Source organism: Streptomyces sp. NPDC057623 (genome assembly GCF_042800355.1).
Lineage (GTDB): Bacteria > Actinomycetota > Actinomycetes > Streptomycetales > Streptomycetaceae > Streptomyces.
The window spans coordinates 156643-179641 of sequence record NZ_JBHVGZ010000003.1 but is presented as its reverse complement, the minus strand read 5'-3'; the positions used below and the strand labels follow the sequence as shown (position 1 = coordinate 179641).

The 22999-nt window shown below is 71.4% G+C and carries 20 protein-coding genes; 13 read left to right on the top strand and 7 right to left on the bottom strand.

The genetic code is table 11. From position 1 onward, the window contains the following. Positions 1 to 26: 26 nt before the first annotated feature. The 5 genes from ACFU95_RS05085 to ACFU95_RS05065 all read left to right on the top strand — a co-directional run bounded on the left by ACFU95_RS05085 (position 27) and on the right by ACFU95_RS05065 (position 4686). The gene (locus ACFU95_RS05085) at positions 27 to 671 is read left to right on the top strand and encodes a DUF6338 family protein (RefSeq protein ID WP_383821848.1); all 645 of its coding nucleotides are present in this window, start codon (positions 27 to 29) and stop codon (positions 669 to 671) included. Positions 672 to 683: 12 nt separating this feature from the next. Further along, positions 684 to 890 (top strand): hypothetical protein, encoded by a 207-nt coding sequence (locus ACFU95_RS05080; protein ID WP_383821845.1) that lies wholly within the window; start codon positions 684 to 686, stop codon positions 888 to 890. Between the two features lie 128 nt (positions 891 to 1018). After that, positions 1019 to 3292, top strand: coding sequence for an ArnT family glycosyltransferase (locus ACFU95_RS05075; protein ID WP_383821842.1), 2274 nt, complete (start codon positions 1019 to 1021; stop codon positions 3290 to 3292). Positions 3293 to 3500: 208 nt separating this feature from the next. Continuing rightward, complete coding sequence (locus ACFU95_RS05070) at positions 3501 to 4310, top strand: endonuclease I family protein (protein WP_383821839.1); 810 nt, start codon at positions 3501 to 3503, stop codon at positions 4308 to 4310. A 118-nt stretch (positions 4311 to 4428) separates the two neighbouring features. Next, positions 4429 to 4686, top strand: coding sequence for a hypothetical protein (locus ACFU95_RS05065; RefSeq protein ID WP_383821836.1), 258 nt, complete (start codon positions 4429 to 4431; stop codon positions 4684 to 4686). Here ACFU95_RS05065 and ACFU95_RS05060 read toward each other — a convergent pair. From ACFU95_RS05060 to ACFU95_RS05050, 3 genes are read right to left on the bottom strand one after another with little or no spacing between them, the layout of a single operon-like run. Next, positions 4676 to 6364, bottom strand: coding sequence for a thiamine pyrophosphate-binding protein (locus ACFU95_RS05060; protein ID WP_383821833.1), 1689 nt, complete (start codon positions 6362 to 6364; stop codon positions 4676 to 4678). The two genes, ACFU95_RS05065 and ACFU95_RS05060, sit on opposite strands and share 11 nt — an antisense overlap. Beyond that, the gene (gene speB, locus ACFU95_RS05055; RefSeq protein ID WP_383821830.1) at positions 6361 to 7341 is read right to left on the bottom strand and encodes an agmatinase; all 981 of its coding nucleotides are present in this window, start codon (positions 7339 to 7341) and stop codon (positions 6361 to 6363) included. Before speB ends, ACFU95_RS05060 begins: the two co-directional genes overlap by 4 nt. Positions 7342 to 7398: 57 nt before the next feature. Then, positions 7399 to 8859: a sodium:solute symporter gene (locus ACFU95_RS05050; RefSeq protein WP_383821827.1), complete on the bottom strand. Its 1461-nt coding sequence runs from the start codon at positions 8857 to 8859 to the stop codon at positions 7399 to 7401. 189 nt (positions 8860 to 9048) lie between these two features. On the opposite strand from ACFU95_RS05050, the gene ACFU95_RS05045 reads away from it, so the two are divergent. Continuing rightward, positions 9049 to 10515 carry a PucR family transcriptional regulator ligand-binding domain-containing protein gene (locus ACFU95_RS05045; protein WP_383821824.1) on the top strand — a complete coding sequence of 489 codons (1467 nt, stop codon included), beginning with the start codon at positions 9049 to 9051 and terminating at the stop codon, positions 10513 to 10515. A 91-nt stretch (positions 10516 to 10606) separates the two neighbouring features. Continuing rightward, positions 10607 to 11395, top strand: coding sequence for a phosphatase (locus ACFU95_RS05040; protein WP_383821821.1), 789 nt, complete (start codon positions 10607 to 10609; stop codon positions 11393 to 11395). On the opposite strand, the gene ACFU95_RS05035 is transcribed toward ACFU95_RS05040, so the two are convergent. The 4 genes from ACFU95_RS05035 to ACFU95_RS05020 form a co-directional block, all read right to left on the bottom strand. Continuing rightward, positions 11392 to 12306, bottom strand: coding sequence for an acyl-CoA thioesterase (locus tag ACFU95_RS05035; RefSeq protein WP_383821818.1), 915 nt, complete (start codon positions 12304 to 12306; stop codon positions 11392 to 11394). The genes ACFU95_RS05040 and ACFU95_RS05035 overlap by 4 nt on opposite strands. 35 nt (positions 12307 to 12341) lie before the next feature. Next, a complete protein-coding gene (locus ACFU95_RS05030; RefSeq protein WP_383821815.1) occupies positions 12342 to 13499 on the bottom strand; it encodes an acyl-CoA dehydrogenase family protein in 1158 nt (385 codons plus the stop codon). A gap of 112 nt (positions 13500 to 13611) precedes the next feature. Further along, complete coding sequence (locus ACFU95_RS05025) at positions 13612 to 14232, bottom strand: DedA family protein (RefSeq protein WP_383822254.1); 621 nt, start codon at positions 14230 to 14232, stop codon at positions 13612 to 13614. A 122-nt stretch (positions 14233 to 14354) separates the two neighbouring features. Then, positions 14355 to 14942, bottom strand: a complete 588-nt coding sequence (locus ACFU95_RS05020) for a TetR/AcrR family transcriptional regulator (protein WP_383821812.1) — start codon at positions 14940 to 14942, stop codon at positions 14355 to 14357. 96 nt (positions 14943 to 15038) lie between these two features. Here ACFU95_RS05020 and ACFU95_RS05015 point away from each other — a divergent pair, with 96 nt between their 5' ends. The 6 genes from ACFU95_RS05015 to ACFU95_RS04990 all read left to right on the top strand — a co-directional run bounded on the left by ACFU95_RS05015 (position 15039) and on the right by ACFU95_RS04990 (position 22927). Continuing rightward, entirely contained in the window at positions 15039 to 16655 is a 1617-nt protein-coding gene (locus ACFU95_RS05015; RefSeq protein WP_383821810.1) for a carboxyl transferase domain-containing protein, read from the top strand. A gap of 26 nt (positions 16656 to 16681) precedes the next feature. After that, a complete protein-coding gene (locus ACFU95_RS05010) occupies positions 16682 to 18610 on the top strand; it encodes an acetyl/propionyl/methylcrotonyl-CoA carboxylase subunit alpha (RefSeq protein WP_383822252.1) in 1929 nt (642 codons plus the stop codon). Continuing rightward, entirely contained in the window at positions 18607 to 19548 is a 942-nt protein-coding gene (locus ACFU95_RS05005) for a hydroxymethylglutaryl-CoA lyase (RefSeq protein ID WP_383821807.1), read from the top strand. Before ACFU95_RS05010 ends, ACFU95_RS05005 begins: the two co-directional genes overlap by 4 nt. A 6-nt stretch (positions 19549 to 19554) precedes the next feature. Further along, a complete protein-coding gene (locus tag ACFU95_RS05000) occupies positions 19555 to 20715 on the top strand; it encodes an acyl-CoA dehydrogenase family protein (protein ID WP_383821804.1) in 1161 nt (386 codons plus the stop codon). A 208-nt stretch (positions 20716 to 20923) separates the two neighbouring features. Further along, on the top strand, positions 20924 to 21970 hold the full coding sequence (locus ACFU95_RS04995; RefSeq protein WP_383821800.1) for an ABC transporter substrate-binding protein: 1047 nt from the start codon (positions 20924 to 20926) through the stop codon (positions 21968 to 21970). A gap of 123 nt (positions 21971 to 22093) precedes the next feature. Next, entirely contained in the window at positions 22094 to 22927 is an 834-nt protein-coding gene (locus ACFU95_RS04990; protein WP_383821797.1) for a siderophore-interacting protein, read from the top strand. Positions 22928 to 22999: the final 72 nt, after the last annotated feature.

The following is a 22999-nucleotide window of genomic DNA, read 5'->3' as shown; positions in this document are numbered from 1 at the left end:
CCCCTCGCACAAGGTGCCGATGCCCGATGCAACCGCCCTCATCAGTGACCCAACTCGTGCTGGTGGTGGTGGCTTTTCTGCCCGGCGTCGTCTATCAGTTCGTCCGCGAGAACCGTCGGGGCCCGGTGCCCGGCGAGGCCGATCTCGGACACCGGCTGCTGCGTGCGCTGACGGCGTCGATCGTGCTGAACGGCCTCTACTTCGCCGTCCTCGGCGGCGAACTGGCGGACCTGGTACGCCCGGAGAGCTTCCCGGAGCGGACGCGTACGGCGGCCCTGTATGCCCTGCTCCTGCTGTTCGCACTCCCCGCGCTCGGTGCGCTCGCGGTGTCCTGGGCGCAACAGCGGCGGCTGCGCGGGCGGTACCGGGGGACGCCGACCGCCTGGGACCACATGTTCCGCGACCGGGACGGCACCTTCGTCCGGGTCCGCCTCAAGGACGGCACCTGGGTGGGTGGCTGGTACGGCGGGAAGTCGTACGCGAGTTCCTACCCGCAGGGTCCGGAACTGTATCTGGAGTCCTCGTACCGGATGGCGGCCGACGGCGCCTTCCTCGCCCGGGTGGAGAGCACCCGCGGACTGTACGTGCGGGCCGAGGACATCGACATACTGGAACTGCTCGACCCCCCGGACCGCCGCCCCGGCCGGTCCCCGCAGGACCAGGACAGCTAGGAGCAGCGCACGATGTCCCAGGACGACGGTGTCACCGACGACGGCCTGACCCCCGAGGAGCGTGCCTTCCTCGCGGCCGTCGGCGAGCCCCGGGGCTACACGCCGGTCGGGGCGCCGCCCGAGCCCGAGCTTCCGCCGGCCGGACCGGCGGGCGCCTCTGGTCCGCCCCCGACCGCACCGGGCGAAGCCGGGAGCGGGACGGACGGCACCGCGCGCTGATCACGCTCCCCGGGCCCGCACCGGAGGGAGACGAGGGCGGTCAGGCTTTACGGACCCCTTGGAGAACTCACAGGCAAGCGCAAGGTCCGGCACAGCGCGCACCCACCCCCGCCGCACACGATGCGCTGGTGACATCAGCCACCGATCACCACCCCCACACGCCCGTGACCCCCGACGTGCCACCGCCGGCCCCGCCCGCGGCACCCCCGGACAAGGCACCGCGCTGGTCACTGCCCGCGCTGATCGCGATCCTGGCCCTGGCGGCGGTGCTGTACGCCTGGAACCTCTCCGGCTCCGGCCTGAACAGCTTCTACAGCGCGGCCGTCCTGAGCGGCACGCAGAGCTGGAAGGCGTGGTTCTTCGGCTCGTTGGACGCGGGCAACTTCCTCACCGTCGACAAGCCGCCGTTCGCCCTGATGGTCATGGGCCTGTCGTGCCGGGTCTTCGGCTACGGCACCTGGCAGATGATGCTGCCGATGATCCTGGTCGCGCTGGCGACGATCTGGATCGTGCACGCCTCGGTGAAGCGGGTGTGGGGCCACGGCGCGGCGACGGTGGCCGCCCTGGTCCTGGCCCTGACCCCGATCACGGTCGCCATCAACCGCGACAACAACCCGGACACGCTGCTGGTGTTCCTGATGGCCGGCGGCGCGGCGCTCGCCCTGCGGGCCGTCCACAACGGCAGGCTGCTGCCGCTGGTCGGCTCCGCGGTGTGCTTCGGGCTCGCCTTCAACACCAAGATGCTCCAGGGCTACATCGCGCTGCCCGCCGTCTTCGCCGTCTACCTGTACGCCGCGAAGCCGAAGCTCGCGAAGCGGATCGTCAACCTGCTCGTCGCCGGTGTCGCCCTCGCCGTCTCCAGTTTCTGGTGGGCGGCCGCCGTCTCGCTCGTGCCCGCCGACGAACGCCCGTACATCGGCGGTTCGACGGACGGCACGGCCTGGGACCTGATCATGGGCTACAACGGCCTGGGCCGGATCCTCGGCGGCGAGGGCAACGGCGGAGGCGGCGGGGGCGGAGGCGGCGGGTTCTCCGGCACCGCCGGGCTCGGCCGCCTGTTCAACGACATCCTCGGCGGCCAGATCTCCTGGCTGATCCCCTTCTCCGCGATCGCGTGCGTCGGCGGCCTGGTGCTGTGCGGGCGCGCCCCGCGCACCGACCTGACCCGCGCCGCGCTGCTCATGTGGGGCGGCTGGACCGCGCTGCACTACCTGACCTTCGCCATGGCCGAGGGCACGATGCACCCGTACTACACGACCGCGCTCGCCCCGGGCATCGCGGCCCTGTGCGGAGGCGGCGGCGTGATGCTGCTGCGCGCCTTCCGCGCCGACCGGCGATGGGCGTGGGTGCTGCCCGCGGGCCTTGCCGTCACGGCGGTCTGGGCGGTCGTCCTGCTGCGGCGGGCCTCCGGTTGGAACACCTGGCTGTGGCCGGCCGTGGCCGTCGTCATGGCGCTGGCGATCGTGGGCCTGCTCGTCTTCCGGTCCGCGTCCGGGACACGGGTACGGCTGCTGGCGGCATCCGTGGTGGCGGCGGTCGTCGCGGCCGTGGCGGGTCCGGCGGCGTACGCCTGGTCGGTGCCGTCCGGTTCGGGCGGCGGCATGGGCGGTACGAACCCGACGGCCGGACCTTCGACGGGGAGCGGCTTCGGCGGCGGTCCCGGTGGCGGCGGTGGCGGCGGCCGGGGTGGCTTCGGCGGCGGTCAGCTGCCGGGCGATACACAACAGGGCGGACAGAACGGCCAGGCAGGCGGCGAACAGGGCGGCTTCCCCGGCGGGCAGCAGCAGGGCCAGAACGGCGGCGGGCAGACGATGCCGGGCGGCGGAACCGGCCAGGCCCCCGGCGGAACCGGCGAGATGGGCGGTACGCCACCGAACGGCACCGGCGATGGCAATGGCGGTACGGCCCCCGGCGGAACCGCCACCGGCAACGGCACCCAGCCCGGCGGCATGGGCGGCGGCGGCATGGGCGGCGGCCCCGGCGGCGGCATGGGCGGCGCGAGCAGCGAGCTCATCACGTACCTCAAGAAGCACCAGGACGGCGCCAAGTGGCTGCTCGCGGTGTCGAGTTCGCAGAGCGCGGCCCAGCTGATCGTCAGCAGCGGTGAGCCCGTCATCTCCATGTGGGGCTGGTCCGGCAGCGACAAGGCGATGACGACGGCCAAGCTCAAGAAACTGGTGAAGAGCGGGCAGCTGCACTACATCCAGATCGGTGGCGGCGGCATGGGCGGCGGCCCCGGCGGCGGCAGCGACGTCAGCTCCGCGGTCACGGAGTGGGTGCAGAAGAACGGGACGGCGGTGAAGGAGAGCGAGTACAGCGCCAACTCCTCGTCCGCGTCGTCCTCCTCTTCGCAGAGCAACCAGTCGACGATCTACCGGCTGGACCCGTCGGACGTCAGCTGACACCGGCTCGGCTTTCCGCGCAACGGCCCCCGACTCCCTGTCGGGGGCCGTTTCACGCTCCCGTTCGCGTAGCAACTCGCGTAGACAAGCGCCGATTTGCCGTTTCCCGTCACGCAATGGACACGTGCAAGCCCTCGACACCACCGCATGTCCATGCCACTCTCCCGATTGCCGCCTCCATTCAACCCGCGTAGATGGGACACCCCACATGCTGGCGACACACATACGCCACCGCCGCTGGAAGTCCGTGGCGCTGACGACGGCAGCCGTCCTGGTCGGCCTCACCACCCCGGCGCTCATGGCCTCCCCCGCCGCCGCGACCACGACGGAGTACGACGACACGTACTACGCCGACGCGATCGGCAAGACCGGCACGGCCCTGAAGGACTCACTGCACACGATCATCAGCGACCAGACGAAGATCTCGTACTCCGCGGTCTGGAACGCGCTGAAGGCCGCCGACCAGGACCCGAACAACAGCAGCAACGTGCTCCTGCTGTACAGCGGCGTCTCCCGCAGCAAGTCCCTCAACGGCGGCAGCACCGGCAACTGGAACCGCGAGCACACCTGGGCCAAGTCCCACGGCGACTTCGGCGAGGCGATCGGCCCCGGCACGGACCTGCACCACCTGCGCGCCTGCGACGTCCAGGTCAACAGCATCCGCGGCAACCTGGACTTCGACAACGGCGGCAGCGCCGTCACCAACGGCGGGGGCAGCACCGTCGACTCCGACTCCTTCGCGCCCCGCGCCGCGGACCGGGGCGACGTGGCCCGCATGATCCTCTACATGGCCGTGCGCTACGAGGGTGACGACGGCTGGGCCGACCTGGAGCCCAACGAGAAGGTCGGCAACGGTTCCAACCCCTTCATGGGCAAGCTCTCCGTCCTCAAGGCATGGAACGAGGCTGACCCGCCGAGCGCGTTCGAGGAGCGCCGCAACGAGGTCATCTACGACTCCTACCAGCACAACCGCAACCCGTTCATCGACCACCCGGAGTGGGTCGAGGCGATCTGGTAGGCGACCGGACCCTGTTCGGTCGCCGTGGACGCGCCGGGGGTCTCGTCGACCCCGGCGCGTTCCGTCACCACCTGTACAGCGGAATGACCTGCACCGATCCGATGCCGTTGACCCGGCTATGAAGAAGATCAGCGCGCTCGCCGCGTGCACCATGGCAGCCCTCGTACTCGCCGCCCCCGCCCCGGCCCACGCCGACGACGGCGACCGGGGCCGTGTCACCATCGCCGGCCACTCCGCCCCCAACCTCTGCCGGGCAGCACTCGCGCTCGTCCCCTGGGCCGTACCGGTGACCGGCCCCGCGGTGGACGACGCCTGCTACAACCGCGACCACGTCGACAACACGCGCGAGCAGGGCTCCTGGGTAGTCATGTCGTGAGGTGCGTCGGCGCGAACATCCGCAGCACCGCCGGGAGGACGACCACCGACGGGCCGGGGGTCTGAAGCGCCTTCGCCAGGTCCGCCTCAAGCGTCTCCGGGGTCGTACGGACCCCGGAGACCCCGAACGACTCCGCCAGCGCCACATAGTCCGGCCGCGTCAGCTCCGTGGCCGTGGCCTCGCCGAAGGCGTCGGTCATGTACTCGCGCAGGATGCCGTAGCCGCCGTCGTCGACGATGAGCCAGGTGACGTTCAGGTCGTACTGCCGGGCCGTCGCCAGTTCGGCGATCGAGTACAGGGCGCCCCCGTCGCCGGACACCGCGAGCACCGGACGGGTCGGGTCCGCGGCGGCCGCGCCGAGGGCCGCCGGGAAGCCGTAGCCGAGGCCGCCGGCGCCCTGGGCGGAGTGCATGTGGTTGGGGCCCTTGGCGTCGAACGCCGACCAGGCCCAGTAGGCGAGGATCGTCATGTCCCAGAAGGACGGGGAGTCGGCGGGGAGGGCACGGCGCACCGAGGCCAACACCTGCTGTTCCAGGGTGAGTTCCTGGGCGGCGATACGGTCGGCGACCTTCGCCAGCACCTCCCGCACCCGCTCCGGCGCGCCCGCGTCCTCCCTGTCCGCCACCGTCTCCAGCAGCGCCTGAAGGGCGAGGCGCGCGTCCGCGTGGATGCCGAGTGCCGGGTGGTTGGACTCCAGCTTGCCGAGGTCCGCCTCGATCTGGATGACCCGGCCGCGCGGCTCGAACGTGTGGTAGTTGGAGGAGAGTTCGCCCAGGCCCGAGCCGACCACCAGGAGTACGTCCGCGTCCTCCAGGAAGTCCGTGGTGTGCCGGTCCTCGATCCAGGACTGCAGGGACAGGGGGTGCGTCCAGGGGAAGGCGCCCTTGCCGCCGGGCGTCGTGACGACCGGCGCCCGGAGCGTCTCCGCCAGCTGCCGGAGCTTCTTCGAGGCGTCCGCGCGGACCACTCCCCCGCCCGCGATGATCGCCGGGCGCGCTGCTCGCGACAGCAGGTGGGCCGCCACGGCCGTCAGTTCGGGGCGCGGCGGCAGCTCGTCGGGGAAGGCGTCGCCGCCCGTCACGACCGGGAGGGACGTCTCGGCCAGCAGCACGTCCTGCGGGATCTCCACCCAGACCGGGCCGTGCGGTGCCGTCAGCGCCGACTTCCAGGCGGCCTCGATCGCGGAGGGGATCTGGGACTGGGTGCGGACCGTGTGGACCGACTTCACCACGCCCCTGAACGACGCGGCCTGGTCCGGGAGTTCGTGCAGGTACCCGTGCCTGCCACCGCCCAGCCCCGCCGTCGGGACCTGGCTGCTGATCGCCAGCACGGGGGCCGAGGCCGCGGCCGCCTCCTGGAGCGCGGCCAGCGAGGTCAGCGCCCCCGGGCCGGTCGACAGCAGCAGCGGCGCCGCCTCACCCGTGATCCGGCCGTACGCGTCCGCCGCGAACCCGGCGTTGTTCTCCACCCGCAGCCCGAGGTAGCGCAGGTCGGACCGCCGTAGCGCGTCGAACATGCCCAGCGCGTGCTGGCCGGGCAGCCCGAAGACCGTGGTCGCGCCGAGCGCGGCCAGTGTCTCCACGACCAGGTCTCCGCCGTTGCGGCCGGCGGGAGGGTTCAGAGCAGCGGCGATCTGCGCCTCCGTCGGGCGGAGCACCAGGTCGTGGTCGTGGGTCACTTGCCCTCGTTCTCCTCACGGGCCGCCGCGATCTGGCGGGACATGATCGTGGTCAGTTCGTACGCCGTGTGGGACGCGGCCACCGACGTGATCTCGGCGTGATCGTACGCGGGCGCCACCTCGACGACGTCCGCCGAGACCAGGTTGCAGGACGCGAGGCCGCGCAGGATCTCCAGCAGCTCGCGCGAGGTCATGCCGCCCGCCTCGGGGGTGCCGGTACCGGGGGCGTGCGCCGGGTCGAGGCAGTCGATGTCGATGGAGATGTACAGCGGGCGGTCGCCGATGCGCTGGCGCAGCTGGTCGGCGACCTCGTCGGCGCCGCGCCGGTAGACGTCGGCGGAGGTGACGATGCCGAAGCCCATCTTCTCGTCGTCGGTCAGGTCCTGCTTGCCGTAGAGCGGGCCGCGGATGCCGACGTGGGAGAGCGCCTCGGTGTCGAGGATGCCCTCCTCCACCGCGCGCCGGAAGGGCGTGCCGTGGGTGTACTCGGCGCCGAAGTACGTGTCCCAGGTGTCGAGGTGGGCGTCGAAGTGGAGCAGGGCGACCGGGCCGTGCTTCTTCGCCACCGAGCGCAGCAGCGGCAGGGCGATGGTGTGGTCGCCGCCCAGGGTCATCAGGCGGGCGCCCGTGCCGATCAGGTCGTCCGCGGCCGCCTCAACGGTCTCCACGGCCTCGTTGATGTTGAACGGGTTCACCGCGATGTCCCCGCCGTCCGCCACCTGCGCGAGCGCGAAGGGGGAGGCGTCCTGCGCCGGGTTGTACGGGCGCAGCAGCCGGGACGCCTCACGGATCGCGTTGCCGCCGAAGCGGGCGCCCGGCCGGTACGAGACCCCCGAGTCGAACGGCACGCCGACCACGGCGACATCGGCGCGGCCGACCTCGTCGAGGCGCGGGAGCCGGGCGAAGGTCGCGGGTCCGGCGTACCGCGGGATGCGGGAGGAGTCGACGGGGCCGCGGGGCGTCTCGTTGCTGCTCATGTGGAAATGCCTTCTTTCCTACGCTTCATCGCGTATGCGGGATATCTGCCTACGACTCTACTGGTGAGCCGGTACGGGTTCGGACACGAGTTCGGGATCCCGCCCCGCGAGGCGCTCACGCCAGACGGCGAGTACGGCCGCGTCGGTCGGCCTCGTCATCAAGGAGACGGCGAGGTACGCGGCGAGGGAAGACAGCAGGCCGTAGTAGACGGGCTCGTTGGCGAGGATGCCGTGGGTCGCCATCAGGGTGATCACCGCCACGCCACCGACGACGACCGAGGCGAGCGCGCCCTGCGCTGTCCCGCGCCGCCACAGCAGCCCGCCGAGGATCGGCACGAGCAGTCCGCCGACGAGCAGGTTGTAGGCGACGGTCAGCGCCTCGACGACGTTGTTGAGCGCGATGGCCGTACAGATCACGGCGACGCCCATGATCAGGATGAAGGCGCGGTTGCCCTTCACCTCGTCGTGCGCGTCCTCGTCGGGGCGGACCACGCCCCGTACCCGCGACCAGATGTCGTTGTTGGCGACGGTCGCGCAGGCGATGAGCGCGCCGGAGGAGGTGGACATCACGGCGGCGAGGGCGGCGGCCAGCACCAACCCCCTTACGCCGACCGGGAGTTCGTCCTTGACGATGGTCGCGAAGGCGTCGTCCGCGCTGCCGAGCCTGGGGTAGAGCACCTTGGCCGCCGTACCGATGACGGCACCGGCGAGGGCGTAGACGAGGCAGTAGGTGCCGGCGACGGTGCCGCCCCACTTGGCCGTCCTGTCGCCGCGCGCGGTGAACACCCGCTGCCAGATGTCCTGTCCGATGAGCATGCCGAAGGTGTAGATCAGGACGTAGGTGAAGATCGTCTCGCCGCCGATGCCCAGCGGGTCGAAGTACTCGGTCGGCAGCTGCGCCTTCATCTCGCTGAACCCGCCGGCCTTGACGACGGCGATGGGGAGCAGGAGCAGCAGCACACCGATCGTCTTCACCACGAACTGGACCATGTCCGTCAGGGTGATCGACCACATGCCGCCGAGCGTCGAGTAGGCGACGACGATCGAGCCGCCGAGGACGATCGCGACGGTGCGGTTCATGTCGAAGAGGACGTCGAAGATCGTGGCGTACGCGATGGTCGACGTGACGGCGAGCATGAGGGTGTACGCCCACATGACGACACCGGAGATGACCCCGGCCCGGCCGCCGTAGCGCAGGTCCAGCATCTCGGAGACGGTGTAGACCTTCAGGCGGGCGATGCGGGCGGAGAAGAAGACGGAGAGGGCGAGGAGTCCGAGGCCGATGGTGAACACCATCCAGGCACCGGAGAGCCCGTACTGGTAGCCGAGCCCGACACCGCCGATGGTGGACGCGCCGCCGAGGACGATGGCGGCCATGGTGCCGGAGTACATCGTCGGGCCGAGCCGGCGGCCGGCGACCAGGAACTCGCTCTTGGACCTGGCGCGGCGCATGCCCCACCAGCCCATGGCCAGCATGCCGGCCAGATAGACGACGATGACGGTGTAGTCGACGGCCATGTAGGGCCTCCTTCGCGAACATCCCGGTGGCGTGTCGTGCAAGGGGGGGTGGGGACGGTCGGCAGCGGCTCGCGGGGACATCCGCCCGTACCCGCGGCTGCCGGTCTGGACCGACAGTAGGTGGCCGGAAAGTGACTGCGAAGTGTACGTTTCATCCATCCGAGACAGCTCGACTGTAGGAAACGTCCCATGCCCGAGCCCGCAGTCCCGCCCACCCCACCGGTTCCGCTCTCGGCGCTCCTGGCCCGTGCGGACCTGGGCCTGCGCCGGATCGCCGGCCCGACGGACGCGGACCCGCCGGTCCACTGGGCCCACACCTCGGAGATGGCCGACCCCTATCCGTATCTGCTGGGCGGCGAGCTGCTGCTCACGGCAGGGGTGCACATCCCTCAGGCGGCGGGTTCGGGGACGTACTTCGACGACTACGTGTCGAGAATCGTGGCGGCGGGCGGCGCGGCGCTCGGCTTCGGGCTCGCCCCCGTCCACGACACGGTGCCCCGTGCCCTGGTCGCGGCCTGCGACGCGTACGGCCTCCCGCTCCTGGAGGTGCCGCCCCGGACGACCTTCTCGGGTGTGGCCCGCGCGGTCTGGCAGCTGATGGCCCGGGCCCGCCACGCCGAACTGCGCCGTGTGACGGAGGCCCAGCAGAGCCTGGCCGCGGCGGCCTCCCGCCCTGATCCGGTACGGGCGGTGGTCCGGCAGCTGGCCCAGCGGACGGGGGGCTTGGCGGTGCTGTACGGGCCGGAGGGCACGGTGATCGGGGAGGCGGGGCGGGAGCCGGAGGAGGCGGTGAGCGGGTCGTTGTCCGCGCTCGCGTCGGTCGTGCGGCCCTCAGGTCCGGGGACGCCCACCTCCGCCACCGACACCGTCGCCGGCACCCACCTCGCCGCCTACGCCCTCGGCGCCGGCCGGGGCTTCGTCCTGGGAGTCGCCGCCCCGCACCGGGACCCCGGCGACCACACCATCGCCTCCGTCGCCGCCGTGCTCCTCTCCCTCCTCACCGGCGAACACCAGAGCGGCTCGGGAGCGGCCCGCTCGTCGGCGCTCGTACGGCTGCTGCTGGGCGCCGAGCCGCAGACGGTGGCCCCCCTCCTGGGCGCCGACCGCTGGCTCGTGGTCCACGGCCGCCCGGACGCCCAGCCCTGCGACCCCGTGGCCGCCTCGGCGCTGGGCGCGGCCCTCGGCTCCCCGCTGGTCGACCTCGCGCCGGACGTCGTGCGCGTCCTCGCCCCGGCGGACCGCGAACCGTCCCCGCAGCCCGGCTGGACCCTGGGCGTCAGTGCCCCCGCGGACGCTCCGGGCTGGCCGACGGCCGACACCCAGGCGGCCCGGGCCCTGGCCCGCGCCCTGGCCACCCGGACGCCCCTGTTCCGGCACGGCACCCACCGCCCGGCCCTCACCGACCTGCTCTCCCCCGACGAGGCCGAGTCCCACGCCCGCGCTCTCCTCGCGCCCCTCACCGCCCCCCTCACGGAGACCCTGCGCACCTGGCTCTCCCTGCACGGCAGTTGGGACCGCACGGCCGTCGCCCTGTCCGTCCACCGCAACACGGTCCGCGGGAGGATCGCCCGTTGCGCGGCGCTCCTCGGCACGGACCTGGACGACCCGGACGTACGTATGGAGTTGTGGTTCGCCCTGCGCCACGGCGAACGGTGACCCGCGCCGGGCGGTGGTCCGTACAGTGACCCGCGTCGCACGCGCCCCGGACGCGGGCGTTCCCGTAGTTGTCTGCCTCACAATGGGAGGCATGCCGATACCCGGGACACCCAGCCGCGCCGAGCTCGTCGACCACCTCGTCAGAACCCGTATCGCGGGCGACGTCGCGACGCCCCGCGAGAACAACCTCTCCCACTACCGCCAGCTGGCGAACGGCAACCGCCACTACTGGCTGGGCCTGGAACTCGGCGACCGCTGGACCGACGAGCAGGACGTGCTCGCGGTGATGGCGGAGCGCGTCGGCGTGAACGACGACGCGGAGCACCGCCACGGTCAGGACACCATCGACCCCGAGCTGACGGTGGCCGCCCTGGAGCGCATGGCGGCCCGGCTGCGCAAGGCGGCGGACGGACAGCAGCGGGTGCTGTTCGCGACGGGCCACCCGGGCGGCCTGCTCGACGTCCACCGCGCCACCGCCGCCGCGCTGCGCACGGCGGGCTGCGAGATCGTCGTCATCCCCGAGGGCCTCCAGACCGACGAGGGCTACGTCATGCAGTTCGCCGACGTGGCGGTCCTCGAACACGGCGCCACCCTCTGGCACACCCACTCCGGCGACCCGATGAAGGCCATCCTGACGGGCCTCGAACGCGCGGAGCGCCCGCTGCCGGACCTGGTCGTCGCCGACCACGGCTGGGCGGGCTACGCGGGGCAGCACGGGGTGGACTCCGTCGGATACGCGGACTGCAACGACCCGGCGCTGTTCCTCGCGGAGGCGGAGGGGACGGTGCAGGTGGTGGTGCCCCTGGACGACCACGTGGTCAGCCCGCGTCACTACGACCCGATGACGGCGTTCCTGCTGGCGGAGGCGGGACTGGTCTAGGCGGTGCCGCGCGACGTCGGCCGGGGGACCCGGACCACGCCCTCCTGGATCACCGAGACCGCCAGCTGTCCGTCCTGCGTGTAGATGCGGGCCTGGCCGAGGCCGCGCCCGCCGTGCGCCGACGGCGACTCCTGGTCGTACAGCAGCCACTCGTCCGCGCGGAACGGGCGGTGGAACCACATGGCGTGGTCCAGGGAGGCGCCGACCACGTCCCCGACGGCCCAGCCGCCCCGGCCGTGCGCGAGCAGGACGGAGTCGAGGAGGGTCATGTCGGAGACGTACGTGGCCAGGACGACGTGCAGGTGGGGGTCCCCCCAGACGGAGTCTGGGGGAGGGTCGTCGGCCAGCTTGCCGTTGGTGCGGAACCAGACCTGGGAGTGCGGTTCGCGGGGCTCGCCGAACCTGCCGTACGGCGGCTCGTCGACATAGCGCAGGTCGACCGCCTGGCGTGCCTCCAGGAAGCGTTCGACGACGTCCGGGTCGAGGTGGTCGTAGCCACGCAGCCGCTCCTCGGAGGTGGGGAGCGTCGCCGGGTCGGGCGCGGGCGGCATGGGGATCTGGTGGTCCATGCCCTCCTCGTACACCTGGAACGAGGCCGACAGGGCGAAGATCGGCTTGCCGTGCTGGACCGCGACCACCCGCCGGGTGGTGAAGGAGCGGCCGTCGCTCATGCGCTCGACGTTGTAGACGATGGGCGTGCCGGGGTCGCCCATGCGCAGGAAGTACGCGTGCAGGGAGTGGGCGTGCCGGTCCTCGGCGACCGTACGCCCGGCCGCGACCAGCGCCTGGGCCGCGACCTGGCCGCCGAAGACACGCGGCACGACGGCGGAGCGGGACTGGCCGCGGAAGATGTTCTCCTCGATCTGCTCCAGGTCGAGCAGATCGAGGAGACCCTGTAGTGCCTGGTTCATGGCACCTTTTCTACTGGCGGGGAGTTTCCGGAGCCCTACAGGCCCATGTCCTTGGCGATGATCGACTTCATGATCTCGCTGGTGCCGCCGTAGATGCGGTTGACGCGGTTGTCCGCGTACAGACGGGCGATCGGGTACTCGTTCATGAAGCCGTAGCCGCCGTGCAGCTGGAGGCAGCGGTCGATCACGCGGTGCGCGACCTCGGTGGCGAACAGCTTGGCGCTGGCGGCCTCGGCGGGGGTCAGCTCGCCCGCGTCCAGGGCCTCCAGTGCGCGGTCCACGACGGCCTCGGCGGCGTCGACCTCGGCCTGGCAGGCGGCCAGTTCGAACTTGGTGTTCTGGAAGGAGGCGACGGACTTGCCGAAGACGGTGCGGTCCTGGACGTACTCCTTGGCGAACCGGACGGCGGCCTTGGCCTGCGCGTAGGCGCCGAAGGCGATGCCCCAGCGCTCGGAGGCGAGGTTGTGGCCGAGGTAGTAGAAGCCCTTGTTCTCCTCGCCGAGGAGGTCCTCGACGGGGACCTTCACATCGACGAACGCCAGCTCGGCGGTGTCGGAGGTCTTCAGGCCGAGCTTGTCGAGCTTGCGGCCGACGGAGTAGCCCTCGGACCTGGTGTCCACGGCGAACAGGGAGATGCCGTGGCGGCGGTCCTCGGCGCTGGGCGCGTCGGTGCGGGCGCAGACGATCACGCGGTCGGCGTGCACGCCGCCCGTGATGAAGGTCTTGGAGCCGTTGAGGACGTAGTGCGTGCCGTCCTCGGAGAGCTTGGCGGTGGTCTTCATGCCCGCGAGGTCGGAGCCGGTGCCCGGCTCGGTCATCGCCAGCGCCCACATCTCCTCACCGGAGACGAACTTCGGCAGGAACCGCTTCTTCTGCTCGTCGCTGGCGAGCATCTTGATGTACGGCAGACCGAGCAGCACGTGCACGCCGGAGCCGCCGAACTGCACACCCGCGCGGGCGGTCTCCTCGTACATCACCGCCTCGAACTTGTACGAGTCGATGCCGGCGCCGCCGTACTCCTCGTCGACGCGGATGCCGAAGACGCCGAGCTCGGCGAGCTTGTAGTAGAAGTCGCGGGGCGCCTGGCCCGCCGCGAACCACTCGTCGTAGACCGGGACGACCTCGGCCTCGATGAAGGCGCGGATGGTCTCCCGGAACGCCTCGTGATCCTCGTTGAACACCGTACGGCGCACGCCGCCCACCTCCACCGGTACATGTCTAAGCGCTTGCTCACTCAACCGTACCGGCGAGTATCCACAGGCGTCCAGGGGTCGAGGTCCGTAACGCTCGTCACGCTCGCCCCACTCAGAGCCGCGCCTTCTCCTCGCCCCGTCGGACCGGACGCCGCCGCGCCCCACGCCCCGCGCGGAGGATCCGTACGCCCACGAAGGCCAGGGCCGCCACGGCCACCGCCGCGAGGATCACCTTGGAGTAGAGGCCCACCAGGTCGGTGACCTCGTGCCAGCGCGCGCCCAGCGCGTAGCCGGCGGCGATGAAGGCGGTGTTCCAGATGAGGCTGCCCGCCGCGGTGAGGGCGAGGAAGACGGGGAGCCGCATGCGTTCCACACCGGCCGGTATCGAGATCAGGCTGCGGAAGATGGGCACGAAGCGGCCGAAGAACACGGCCTTGGTGCCGTGCCGGACGAACCACGCCTCGGTCCGCTCCACGTCCGCGACCTTCACCAGCGGCAGCCGCGCGGCCGCCGCGATCAGCCGGTCCCGGCCGAAGAGCGCGCCGAGGAGGTACAGCGCCAGGGCGCCGGCCACCGAGCCCGCGGTCGTCCAGGCGACGGCCTCGACCACGTCCATCCGGCCCTGGCTCGCCGTGAACCCCGCCAGCGGCAGGATCACCTCGCTCGGCAGCGGCGGGAAGAGGTTCTCCAGGGCGATGGCCAGTCCGGCGCCGGGGCCGCCCAGCTTCTCCATGAGGTCGGCGGCCCAGCCGGCGACTCCGCCGACGGGTGCGTCGGCCGTTGCAGCGATGATCACGCCGCTACTTTACTAAGTCTTGACCTAAAGACGGCATGAGTACAGGGGCCCCGGACGGCTCACGCCGCCCCGAACGCCCCCCGTGCCATCCGGTGCAGCAGCTCCGCCGTGACCCCCCGCCCCGGCAGCGACCCCGGCCGCCCCAGATGCGGGGTCGAGTTGAGCAGGCCGAACACCGAGTGCACCGCCGAGCGGGCCGTCGGCTCCGTCAGGTCCGGATACACCGTGCGCACCACCTCCACCCACAGCTCGACGTACTGCCGCTGGAGCTGCCGTACGAGCTTGCGGTCGCTGTCGCGCAGGCGGTCCAGCTCGCGGTCGTGCAGGGTGATGAGCGGGCGGTCGTCGAGGGCGAAGTCGATATGGCCCTCGATGAGGGAGTCGAGGACCGCCTCGGGCGGCACGCCGTCGGCCTCCGCGAGGCGCCGCTTCGCACCCGTCAGGAGCTGGCCGCTGATGCCGACCAGGAGCTCGGCGAGCATCGCGTCCTTGCCGGCGAAGTGCCGGTAGAGGCCGGGGCCGCTGATGCCCACGGCGGCGCCTATCTCGTCCACGCCGACGCCGTGGAAACCACGCTCGGCGAACAGCCGCGCGGCCTCCTTGAGGATCTGCTCGCGGCGGGTGGGGGCGTCGGTTCTGGTGGCCATGGAAGCAATTCTAGACAGGGAGGTTAGCGGTCGTTAACCTGAAGGAAATGCGTTAACGCTCATTAACTGGTCGACCACTGGTGAGGGGACCGCGGGATGCACGAGGCACCGGAGCTTGTGAGCGCGGCAGATCCCGCGTCTCAGGCCTGGCGGGCCAACGAGGAGGCCCATCGGGCACTGGTGGGCGAGCTGCGTGGCAAGCTCGCCGCCGCCCGGCTGGGAGGCGGTGAGAAGGCACGCGCCCGGCACACCGCGCGCGGGAAGCTGCTGCCGCGCGACCGCGTCGACACCGTCCTCGACCCCGGCTCCCCCTTCCTGGAGCTCGCTCCCCTGGCGGCCGACGGTATGTACGACGGGCAGGCCCCGGCCGCCGGCGTCATCGCCGGGATCGGGCGGGTCAGCGGCCGCGAGTGCGTGATCGTCGCCAACGACGCCACGGTCAAGGGCGGGACGTACTACCCGATGACCGTGAAGAAGCACCTGCGCGCGCAGGAGGTGGCCCTGGAGAACCGCCTGCCGTGCCTCTACCTGGTCGACTCCGGCGGCGCCTTCCTGCCCATGCAGGACGAGGTGTTCCCGGACCGGGAGCACTTCGGGCGGATCTTCTACAACCAGGCCCGGATGTCGGGCGCCGGGATCCCGCAGATCGCCGCCGTGCTGGGCTCGTGCACGGCCGGCGGCGCCTACGTCCCCGCCATGAGCGACGAGGCCGTCATCGTCCGGAACCAGGGCACGATCTTCCTCGGCGGCCCCCCGCTGGTGAAGGCCGCCACCGGTGAGGTCGTGACGGCCGAGGAACTCGGCGGCGGCGAGGTCCACTCCCGGGTGTCCGGCGTGACCGACCACCTCGCGGAGGACGACGCGCACGCGCTGCGGATCGTGCGGAACATCGTCGCCACCCTCCCCGCGCGCGGGAAGCTCCCCTGGGAGGTCACCCCCGCCACCGAACCGAAGGTCGACCCCTACGGCCTCTACGGCGCGGTCCCGGTCGACTCCCGCACCCCCTACGACGTGCGCGAGGTCATCGCGCGCGTGGTCGACGGCTCCCGTTTCGCGGAGTTCAAGGCCGAGTTCGGCCAGACCCTCGTCACCGGCTTCGCCCGCATCCACGGCCACCCGGTCGGCATCGTCGCCAACAACGGCATCCTGTTCTCCGAGTCCGCCCAGAAGGGCGCCCACTTCATCGAGCTGTGCGACCAGCGCGGAATCCCGCTGCTCTTCCTCCAGAACATCTCCGGCTTCATGGTCGGCAAGGACTACGAGGCGGGCGGCATCGCCAAGCACGGCGCCAAGATGGTCACGGCGGTGGCCTGCACACGCGTGCCGAAGCTGACAGTCGTCGTCGGCGGCTCGTACGGCGCCGGGAACTACTCCATGTGCGGTCGCGCGTACTCGCCCCGCTTCCTGTGGATGTGGCCGGGCGCCAAGATCTCCGTCATGGGCGGCGAACAGGCCGCCTCCGTCCTCGCGACCGTCAAGCGGGACCAGTTGGAGGCGCGCGGCGAGCCCTGGCCGGCGGACGACGAGGAGTCCTTCAAGGCACCGATCCGGGAGCAGTACGAGCGCCAGGGCAGCGCCTACTACGCGACGGCGCGCCTCTGGGACGACGGTGTGATCGACCCGCTGGAGACCCGTCAGGTGCTGGGCCTGGCCCTGACCGCCTGTGCCAACGCGCCCCTGGGTGAGCCCCAGTTCGGCGTCTTCCGGATGTGAGGGGGACTGTGACGATGACGCAGACCATGTTCGACACGGTCCTCGTGGCCAACCGGGGCGAGATCGCCGTCCGTGTGATCCGTACGCTGCGCGCGCTGGGCGTGCGCTCGGTGGCCGTCTTCTCCGACGCGGACGCCGACGCGCGGCACGTCCGGGAGGCGGACACGGCGGTACGGATCGGTCCGGCGCCCGCGTCCGAGAGCTATCTGTCCATGGAGCGGATCCTGGAGGCGGCCGCGCGTACGGGCGCGCAGGCCGTGCACCCCGGATACGGCTTCCTCGCGGAGAACGCGGCCTTCGCGCGCGCGTGCGCCGACGCGGGGCTGGTGTTCATCGGGCCTCCCGCCGACGCCATCTCGCTCATGGGCGACAAGATCCGCGCCAAGGAGACGGTGAAGGCGGCCGGCGTGCCGGTCGTACCCGGCGGCCGGGATCCCGACCTGGCCGACGCCGCCCGTGACTTGGGCGCACCGGTGCTGCTGAAGCCCTCGGCGGGCGGGGGCGGCAAGGGCATGCGTCTGGTGCGGGACCTGTCCGTGCTCGAGGAGGAGATCGCCGCCGCCCGTCGCGAGGCCCGCGCGTCCTTCGGCGACGACACGCTCCTCGTCGAGCGATGGGTCGACCGGCCCCGGCACATCGAGATCCAGGTGCTGGCCGACGGCCACGGCAATGTGGTGCACCTCGGCGAGCGCGAGTGCTCGTTGCAGCGCCGGCACCAGAAGATCATCGAGGAGGCGCCGTCCGTCCTGCTGGACGAGAGCACGCGCGCGTCGATGGGCGAGGCGGCCGTGCAGGCGGCCCGCTCCTGCGGCTACCGGGGAGCGGGCACGGTGGAGTTCATCGTGCCCGGCAGCGACCCTTCCTCCTACTACTTCATGGAGATGAACACCCGCCTCCAGGTGGAACACCCCGTCACGGAGCTGGTCACCGGCCTGGATCTGGTCGAGTGGCAGCTGCGGGTGGCGGCGGGCGAGCGGCTGGACTTCGGGCAGGACGACGTACGGCTCACCGGTCACGCCGTCGAGGCCCGCATCTGCGCGGAAGACCCCGCGCGCGGGTTCCTCCCCTCCGGCGGCACGGTCCTCAAGCTCCACGAACCCCAGGGCGACGGCATCCGCACCGACTCCGGGCTCAGCGAGGGCACCGAGGTCGGCAGCCTGTACGACCCGATGCTGTCCAAGGTGATCGCCTACGGCCCCGACCGCGCCACCGCGCTCCGCAGGCTCCGGGCGGCCCTCGCGGAGACGGTCACGCTGGGCGTGCAGACGAACGCCGGGTTCCTGCGGCGGCTGCTCGCGCATCCGGCGGTCGTCGCGGGCGAGTTGGACACCGGGCTGGTCGAGCGCGTGGTGGACGACCTGGTCCCCACCGACGTCCCGGAGGAGGTGTACGAGGCGGCGGCGGCCGTGCGTCTGGACGCGCTGCGGCCTCGTGGCGAGGGATGGACCGATCCGTTCTCCGTGCCGAGCGGATGGCGGCTCGGCGGCGAGTCCAGGCCGGTCGGCTTCCACCTGCGCATCACCGACCCCGTGGAGTACGCCCCGCGCGGCAGCCACACCGTCACGGACGAGAAGGTGGCCGTCACCCTCGACGGCGTACGCCACACCTTCCACCGCGCCGCCCTGCCGGACGGCACCTGGCTGGGCCGCGACGGCGACGCCTGGCATGTGCGGGACCACGACCCGGTCGCCGCGTCCCTCACCGGCGCCGCGCACGCCGGCGCCGACTCGCTCACCGCGCCCATGCCGGGGACGGTGACCGTGGTGAAGGTCGCCGTCGGGGACGAAGTGGCCGCCGGGCAGAGCCTGCTGGTCGTCGAGGCGATGAAGATGGAGCACGTCATCTCCGCCCCGCACGCCGGCACGGTCGCCGAACTGGACGTCACGCCGGGCACGACGGTCGCCATGGACCAGGTCCTGGCGGTCATCGCACCTCATGAGGAGGCGGAGCAATGACAGTCGAGGGTCTCCCGATGGCCGTACCGGCAGCGGGTCTGCCCGCCCGCGTCCGGATCCACGAGGTCGGCGCACGCGACGGTCTGCAGAACGAGTCGGCGACGGTGCCCACCGAGACCAAGGCGGAGTTCGTCCGCCGCCTCGCCGACGCGGGGCTGACGACGATCGAGGCCACCAGCTTCGTCCACCCCAGGTGGGTACCCCAGCTCGCGGACGCCGAGCGGCTGTTCCCGCTCGTCGCCGGCCTGCCGGTGGACCTGCCGGTCCTCGTGCCGAACGAACGCGGCCTGGACCGGGCCCTGTCGCTGCACGCGACCCGGGTCGCCGTCTTCGCCAGCGTCACCGAGTCCTTCGCCAAGGCCAACCTCAACCGCACGGTGAACGAGGCGCTGGCCATGTTCGAGCCGGTGGTGGCGAAGGCGAAGGCGGCGGACCTCCACGTCCGCGGCTATCTCTCGATGTGCTTCGGCGACCCGTGGGAGGGGGCCGTCCCGGTTCCCCAGGTCGTCCGGGTCTGCCGGGCACTGGTCGACATGGGCTGCGACGAGCTGAGCCTCGGCGACACCATCGGGGTCGCGACCCCGGGGCACGTGACAGCGCTGCTGGCGGCGCTGCGGGAAGCCGGCATCCCAGCGGCAGCTGTGGGCGTCCACTTCCACGACACCTACGGCCAGGCACTGGCCAACACCTACGCCGCCCTCCAGCACGGCGTCACCACGGTCGACGCCTCCGCCGGCGGCCTCGGCGGCTGCCCGTACGCCAAGTCCGCCACCGGCAACCTCGCCACCGAAGACCTCGTGTGGATGCTTCAGGGCCTCGGCATCGACACCGGGGTCGCCCTGGACCGTCTCGTCGCCACGAGCGCGTGGATGGCCGAACAACTGGGCCGACCCAGCCCGTCCCGCACCGTCCGAGCCCTCTCCCACAAGGAGCAGTGAACAGCCATGGACCACCGTCTCTCCCCCGAGCTGGAGGAACTCCGCCGTACGGTGGCGGAGTTCGCCCACGACGTCGTGGCGCCGAAGATCGGCGACCTCTACGAGCGTCATGAGTTCCCGTACGAGATCGTGCGGGAGATGGGCCGCATGGGGCTGTTCGGTCTGCCGTTCCCGGAGGAGCACGGCGGCATGGGCGGCGACTATCTCGCGCTGGGCATCGCGCTGGAGGAGCTGGCCCGCGTGGACTCCTCGGTGGCCATCACCCTCGAAGCGGGCGTCTCGCTCGGCGCGATGCCGGTCCATCTCTTCGGCACCGAGGAGCAGAAGCGGGAGTGGCTCCCGCGTCTGTGCTCCGGTGAGATCCTCGGCGCCTTCGGGCTGACCGAGCCCGACGGCGGCTCGGACGCGGGCGCGACGCGGACGACGGCCCGGCTCGACCCGGAGACCGGCGAGTGGGTGATCAACGGCACCAAGTGCTTCATCACCAACTCCGGCACGGACATCACGGGTCTGGTGACGGTGACCGCGGTGACGGGCCGGGAACCGGACGGCAGGCCGCTCATCTCATCGATCATCGTCCCGTCCGGCACCCCCGGCTTCACGGTCGCGGCCCCGTACTCCAAGGTCGGCTGGAACGCATCCGACACCCGTGAGCTGTCCTTCGCGGACGTCCGGGTCCCGGCGGCCAACCTCCTGGGCGAGGAGGGCCGTGGCTACGCCCAGTTCCTGCGCATCCTGGACGAGGGCCGGATCGCCATCGCGGCGCTGGCCACGGGCCTGGCGCAGGGCTGTGTGGACGAGTCGGTGAAGTACGCCAAGGAACGCCACGCGTTCGGCCGGCCCATCGGCGCCAACCAGGCCATCCAGTTCAAGATCGCCGACATGGAGATGAAGGCCCACACGGCACGCCTGGCGTGGCGCGACGCCGCCTCCCGTCTGGTCGCGGGAGAGCCCTTCAAGAAGGAGGCGGCCCTGGCGAAGCTCTACTCGTCCACGGTCGCCGTCGACAACGCCCGCGACGCCACCCAGGTCCACGGCGGCTACGGCTTCATGAACGAGTACCCGGTGGCCCGGATGTGGCGGGACTCCAAGATCCTGGAGATCGGCGAGGGCACGAGCGAGGTGCAACGGATGCTGATCGCGCGGGAGCTGGGGCTGGTGGGCTGATCCCGGCTCGGGGACCCCACGAAGCGAGCGAGGCCCAACGCCCCTTGATTACAAGGGAGTTGGGCCTTGTGGGCCGGTCACACATCCCGCACAACCCACGCACAGCTTCGATCACAAGGCCCCCACCCCTGGACATCAGCTCAGGTTAGGCTAACCTACCTTCGAATTGTCCGGCGCGTGATCCGCCCTGTTCGAAAGCAGCGTAGCCATGTCCAACGCCAGAGCCACCCACCTCACCCGCCGCGGCATCCTCGCCGCGGGCGGCGCCCTCGGCCTCGGTGCCGTGCTCGCAGCATGCGGTGACGACGACGCGAAAAGCGGTGGTTCCGGCGAGGCCACGACCGCTGCCAAGTCCGGCCCCTGGACGTTCAAGGACGACCGCGGCACCACCGTGAAGCTCGACAAGGTGCCCACGAAGATCGTCGCCTTCGTCGGTGTCGCGGCCGCTCTGTACGACTACGGCATCGAGATCAACGGCGTCTTCGGCCCGACCACGACCGAGGGCGGCAAGGCCGACGTCCAGGCCGGCGACATGGACGTCAGCAAGCTGACCGTCTTCGGCAACGTCTGGGACCAGTTCAACGTCGAGAAGTACGCCGCGTTCGCCCCCGAGGTCCTCATCTCCACGACCTTCGACAGCGCCGGCACCCTCTGGTACGTCCCCGAGGCGTCCAAGGACAAGATCGCCAAGCTCGCCCCGAGCGCCGCGATCTCCGTCTACGACCGCCAGCTGACCCAGCCGCTGGAGCGGATGTGGGAGCTGGCCGAGTCCCTCGGCGCGGACCTGAAGGCCGACAAGGCCGTCCAGGCCAAGAAGGACTTCGAGGCCGCCGCGGAGCGGCTGCGCAAGGCCGCGAAGGCGCGTCCCGAGATCAAGGTGATGGCCGGTTCCGCCAGCCAGGACATCTTCTACGTCTCCGGCACGAACCTCTCCATCGACCTGGAGTACTTCAAGGCCCTCGGCGTGAACTTCGTCGAGCCGCCGGAGAGCGCCAAGAAGGAGGGTGGCGGCTGGTTCGAGTCGCTGAGCTGGGAGAACGTCGACAAGTACCCGGCCGACATCATCATGATGGACGACCGCTCCTCGACGATCCAGCCCGCTGACATCACCGAGGCGACCTGGAAGAAGCTTCCCGCGGTGAAGGCCGGGCAGGTCATCGGGCGTTCGCCCGAGCCGATTCTGTCGTACGACAAGTGCACGCCGCTGCTGACCAGCCTTGCCGAGGCCATCGAGAAGGCCAAGAAGGTCGCGTAGGCGCTCCGCCGGGAGAGCCGGTCAGCGCCGTAGGTCCACCGCACCGTGGTGAACTGCGCGTCCGCCGTGGCTGGTCGCGCAGTTCCCCGCGCCCCTTCGGGGCGCGTTGCCTCAGGAGCACATATGACTACCGCCGTTGCCGCCCCGTTCCGTTTCTTTTCCCTCCAGGTCGTACGGACGCGGCGGCTCGCGCCGTCTCTGGTCCGGGTCACCTTCGGCGGGGACGATCTGGAGTACTTCTTCTCCGACGGGCGCGATCAGTCCCTGTCGCTGTTCCTGCCGCACCCGGGCCAGACGGAACCGCAGGTTCCCCTCGAACTCGGTGACGGGTGGTGGCAGGGCTGGCGTGAACTCCCGGACGACGTGCGGGCCGTGATGCGGTCCTACACGCTGCGCGCCCTGCGCCGACACCCCGACGAGATCGACATCGACTTCGTCCTGCACACCCCGGCCGGCCCCGCCTCCCACTGGGCCTCCCGCGCCTCGGCCGGTGACCGGGTCCTGCTGCTCGGGCCGGCCGTCGCCGACAACCGGGCGATCCGGTTCCGGCCCGCGCAGGACACCGACCTCGTGGTGATCTGGGGCGACGAGACGGCCGTACCCGCCGTCTCCGCCATCCTCGAAGCCCTGCCGGCCGGCACCCGTGCCCGGGTGTGGCTGGAGGTGCACGACGCCGGGGACATCCAGGACCTGGTGACCGGGGCCGACGCCGAGATCACCTGGCTCGTCCGGGAGGGGACGCGCGCCGAGGGGTCCCCCATGGCCCTCGACGCCATCCGCTCCGCCGAACTGCCCGCCGCCGAGCGGCCGTACGTGTGGATCGCGGGCGAGTCCGGGTGCGTGAAGACACTGCGCCGGCACTTCGTCCAGGAGCGCGGGGTGGACCGGCGCCGGGTCACCTTCGTGGGGTACTGGAGGCAGGGGATGAGCGAGGAGCAGCTGCGCGAGCAGGCGTAACCGCCCCTGAAAGCAAGGCGATCGGGCGGCCACCGGACGTAAGTGATCGCAGTCACCCTTGGTGCCGCCCTG